Source organism: Methanoculleus sp. UBA208 (assembly GCF_002498065.1).
GTDB lineage: Archaea > Halobacteriota > Methanomicrobia > Methanomicrobiales > Methanoculleaceae > Methanoculleus.
The window spans coordinates 1-4439 of the sequence record NZ_DAFZ01000058.1 but is presented as its reverse complement, the minus strand read 5'-3'; the positions used below and the strand labels follow the sequence as shown (position 1 = coordinate 4439).

At 65.0% G+C, this 4439-nt stretch carries 3 protein-coding genes and 1 pseudogene; 1 reads left to right on the top strand and 3 read right to left on the bottom strand.

Translation table 11 applies throughout. From position 1 onward, the window contains the following. Nucleotides 1–44 precede the first annotated feature (44 nt). From BRA62_RS06055 to BRA62_RS06045, 3 genes are all read right to left on the bottom strand, one after another. Nucleotides 45–1001 (bottom strand): HD domain-containing protein, encoded by a 957-nt coding sequence (locus BRA62_RS06055; protein WP_292365679.1) that lies wholly within the window; start codon nt 999–1001, stop codon nt 45–47. 408 nt (nt 1002–1409) lie between these two features. Beyond that, nucleotides 1410–2123 carry a dolichyl-phosphate beta-glucosyltransferase gene (locus BRA62_RS06050; RefSeq protein ID WP_292365678.1) on the bottom strand — a complete coding sequence of 238 codons (714 nt, stop codon included), beginning with the start codon at nt 2121–2123 and terminating at the stop codon, nt 1410–1412. After that, entirely contained in the window at nt 2117–2632 is a 516-nt protein-coding gene (locus tag BRA62_RS06045; protein ID WP_292365677.1) for a DJ-1/PfpI/YhbO family deglycase/protease, read from the bottom strand. The genes BRA62_RS06050 and BRA62_RS06045 overlap by 7 nt, the downstream gene beginning before the upstream one ends. Nucleotides 2633–3052: 420 nt before the next feature. Between BRA62_RS06045 and BRA62_RS06040 the strand changes: the two are divergent. Continuing rightward, a pseudogene (locus BRA62_RS06040) lies at nt 3053–4439 on the top strand (hypothetical protein); the annotation flags it as partial.

Below are 4439 nucleotides of genomic sequence, written 5' to 3'. Positions count from 1 at the left end.
GGGTGTCCCCCTCCCGGCAAAGAGGTTTTGGGGCAACCTCACCCTCAGAACCGGTAGACCTGCGTCTGTGTCCGTGCTCCCTGCCGCGCCTCTCCCGGCGCGAGATCGGCGGCGTCGTCCGAGACCCCCCGGAGGAAGGCGCTCGCGTTGTCGGCGAAGTGAACCGCCCAGGCCTCGGGGGTCCGGGGCTGGACCTCGCCGTGGGGGCCGTGGTGCGCCATCACGATATGGAGGATGTGTGCAAACCGTGTGGGGTCGACACCGGCGGAATGCTTCATGAGTGCCGCCGCTCCAAGCGCCGTATGCCCGACGAGGGTGTATTCCGGGAGCGCGACGAACGAGAATCCCTGGCGGCAAAAGCAGGCCGCTTTCCCGACGTCGTGGAGAAGGGCTCCTGCAAGCAGCACGTCGGTATCCATCCCGGCCCGGCTGACGGTGCCCGCAAGGGAGAGCGCAATCTCCGCGGTCTCGAGGGTGTGCTCCGCAAGGCCGCCGATGTAGGCGTGGTGATGGCGTTTGGCCGCGGGAGCGTCGAGGAACCCCCGGGTGCTGTCCATGACCGCGGAGACGAGGGAGGATATGCCGTGATCTTCAATCTTCGCGGTCATACGGGCCAGCCCCCGCCGGACGCCGTCGCAGTCGACGGGTGCATAGACGAACATGGACGGGTCGAACACGTCCGGAGGCACCGGGGCTTCGAGGCTTGCGATCCCGTCGTTCACGTTGACCTCGCAGGCGCCGTTGAAGACCTTCGCGTATCCCTGGATACGGTAGACCTCGCCGGGCCGGATCGCGTGGCAGAACGCCTCGATCTGCTCTGCGCTATATTCAGGCGTTCCCCATACCTTGCAGGTTTCCCGGCCGGTCTTATCGGAGATGGTGAGCTGGATATACTTGCCGCCGTCCCGTTTCTCCCTCAATCCTGCAGCATCCACCACGAAAGGCGCGTCGACCTGCACGCCCCCGTTGATCTCTTCCACAAAGATCGTCTTCTCAAACACCGTGACCCGCGCTCCTGCAAAAATCCGTTCACCCGGAGAGCCTTAAAACCCGGCGGTTTGTTCCTGCGTGGAAAACTGGTCTGGTCTCACGCGAAGAGCGACGGATGGAACACCCGGAGCTTGAGAAGACCTGTGGTCTTCGAAGACGAGAAGTCCTTGCGGTAATTTATGAACTCTCCTCGCACCTTCGGTGCTCAAGCTCCGACCCTTCGCACCTGACGGTGCTCACGCTCTGGCCCTGCGGCCAGTCGCATTCGGCCCGTCGCATTCCGTTGGAACGTCGCACTTCGCGTATTTTCGCGTCTTCGCGTGAAGCAACAGTACAGGGACAGCAGCAGGTCTCACGCGAAGCCGCGAAGAACGCAAAGGGTGGGAGCCGCGAAGGTACGCCTGCGCCCTTGGAGACCCTCACCCGAACCGGAGCCGGATCATCCCCATCAGCATCGCCTTCGCGTCCGACGTCGCCACCTTCGACTCGTCCCGGTTCTCCCAGGTGATCGGGATCTCTACCACCCGGTAGCCGCCCCGGCGCAGCCGCCAGAGGAGTTCGACATCGAACTCGAACCCGGTCGACCGGATGAAGGGGAGAACCGCATCGAGCGCCTCCTTCCGGAAGGCCTTCGCACCGCACTGGGTGTCCCGGTAGTCGAGCCCGAAGAGTGCCCTGACCAGGAGGTTGAAGAGACGGCTCTCGACCCGACGCCGGAAGCCCTGCCGCACGGTGAGGACCGAGCCGGGGACCCAGCGCGAACCGATGGCGCCGTCCGCGGTCGCGAGGCAGTCGAAGAGGCGCTCCATCTCGGACAGGGACGTCGAGCCGTCCGCATCCATGTAGCCGACGAAGGGCGTGGCTGCCGCCCTCATGCCGGCAACGACGCCTCCCCCTTTTCCGAGCCGGGCCGGAAACGTCAGGCACCGGATGGAAAGCGAGGGATGATCGTCCGCGAACGCACCGATTATCTCCGGGGTGGCATCGGTCCCGTCGCAGACGAAGACGAGTTCGCCGGCAAAGCCCGCAATGTCTTTAAGAAGCGACCGAATCCGCCGTTCTTCGTTGTATGCGGGGATCACCAGGGTGCAGTCCGCCCGGGTCACTTTGCCGCCTTCTGCATCGTTCAGCATTCGAGTTTCGTGATGATGGTGTCGGCGAACTGTGCGGCGGCTCCGGGTCCGTTCGCGGTCACGACCTGCATGTCGGCGACGACGGGAATATCGAGGAGGTTTGCTCCCGCCTTCTTCATCTCCTGCACCGCCGCCGGGCTCGCGTATACCGTCGCCTGCCGTCCGGCGAGGATACCTGCCCGTGCCAGCACGACCGGCGCGAGACAGATGGCGGCGACGACCTTGCCCTGCTCGAAGAACGCCCTGACGGCGGCGATGAGGTTCTCGCTCCCCCAGAGGTGGTCCTCCGAACCGCTTCCGCCCACAACCACGATCCCGGCGTAATCGTCGGGGTTCACGTCGTCAAACGTCATGGCCGCCTCCGCGGTGCACCCCAGCATCCCCGTGCACGTGCCGGCGACCGTAGAGGCGATATCCACGTCGATCCCCACCTCTTCAAAGGCCTTTTTCGGGACCTCCAGTTCCTCGTCCCTGAACCGTTCCGGTGCAATCGCAAGCAAGAGTTTCATACGGGTCTCCTATCAAGGATTTGTTCATAAGCGTATTGATGGTTGTGGGGCAGGGTCACCGGGACCACTGCAGCCGTAGGGCCGGGCCATGTCCCCGAACGGAAGCCGGGGGGCAACCGGACCGGCGTACCTCCGCTCCTCCCGGGGAGGAGCGGATCGCGCATGCACGGCTCCGGGACGGCGGGCAATCTCGAACCACTGCCACAACAGGGTTTTGAAATAATATTATTATAATAATGGTGCTATTGAAGTGCAGGCCCCGCGGTGCTGCGGGACCGGGGATCTCTGCAGGAGACCTGCCCTTCAACGATAAACCCGTGTTCGGCGGTTCGCCGTAAACCCCGGGAGATTGAAGACTTCCTGCGGTCCCCGGCACGGACCGCAGCACATTCCCGGGGTGGATATGGGGAGAGGTAAACCATGCAATGCAGGACTTATTTCGGGATCATACTCCTTTCGGCACTCGCGCTCATCGCAGTCGCGGGGGCGCAGGCAGGAGACTCGACTGTTATCTGGAACCGGACCTACGGGGGACCGGAGGCCTGGGAAGCGGGATACGCAATCGTGCCGGACCCCGGAGGAGCCGGATTCTTCCTTGCCGGGGAGACGGCGTCGCCCGGAGGGGGAAAGACGGACGCCCGGGTGAGCAGGCTGACGCCGGAAGGCACCGAGGAGTGGAACAGGACCTATGGCGGGGAGGAGGCCGACACCGCTCGCTCCATCGTCCGGACCGCTGACGGCGGCCTCCTCTTCGCCGGGAACCTCACCCTCGTCACGAACGGGACGCGGGCGGATACCGATGCCTGGATCGTGAAGATAGATCCCTCGGGCGGCGAGGTCTGGAACCGGACCTATGGCGGCCCGGACGTCAATGCCTCGGCAAACGCGGTTATCGGGACCGATGACGGCGGTTACGTCTTCGCCGGCACCACCTCGCCCCTGGGAGCGAACGAATCCGCCGCCTGGGTGGTCAGGCTGAACGAGTCGGGTACGGAAATCTGGAACCGGACGTTCGGCGGAGCGGGGAACAACAGGGCGAACGCAGTCACCCGGCTTCCCGACGGCGGTTTCGCCGTTGCCGGCAGCACCGAGTCCTCGGGAGCGGGCATGGCCGATGTCTGGGTGATCAGGCTGGACGAGTCGGGTACGGAGGTCTGGAACCGGACGTTCGGCAGCCCCGACGACGACGCCGGCCGGGCGGTGATCAACACCTCGGACGGCAACCTGCTTGTCGCCGGCACGTTCACGGAGAGGCCTGATAACGAAACGGTCGATACCGACGCCCTCCTCATCAAGCTCACGGCTGACGGGGATATCGTCTGGAACTGGATCTACGGGGACTTCGGCGTGGACGAGTCGGCGGCGGACGTCGTCGAGACCGCGGACGGCGGCTACCTCTTCGCCGGGGAGACGGGCTACTCCGGTTTGGATGACACCGATGCCTGGCTTGTTAAGACCGACGCCGAAGGAGCGGTGGCGTGGAGCAGGATCTTCGGGGGGCACAATCCCGGCGATCGGGCCGCCTCGGTTCTCGAGGTCGCCGCCGGGGAGCACGTCTTCGCAGGGACCTTCAACGCCACGGAGAGGGGAGGATCGGTGAATATGGACGCCTGGGCGGTGAGACTGGGGCCGGAGCCCACGCCGACGCCGACACCGACCGCAACCCCGACGCCCGCGCCCACGGCACCTCCTGCCAAACCCTCGAAAGCGCCGATTGTTTCCCAGAGATCTCCGGTAACGACCGGGACGGTGGCGACCCCGATGGTGACCACGACCGCGTCGCCGACGCCGACACCAACGCCGACAC

What these genes read in the sequence shown, in the direction of transcription:
- BRA62_RS06050 (WP_292365678.1), bottom strand. Translation starts at nt 2,123, where the DNA reads ATGCTGAACGATGCAGAAGGCGGCAAAGTGACCCGGGCGGACTGCACC.
- BRA62_RS06045 (WP_292365677.1), bottom strand. Translation starts at nt 2,632, where the DNA reads ATGAAACTCTTGCTTGCGATTGCACCGGAACGGTTCAGGGACGAGGAA.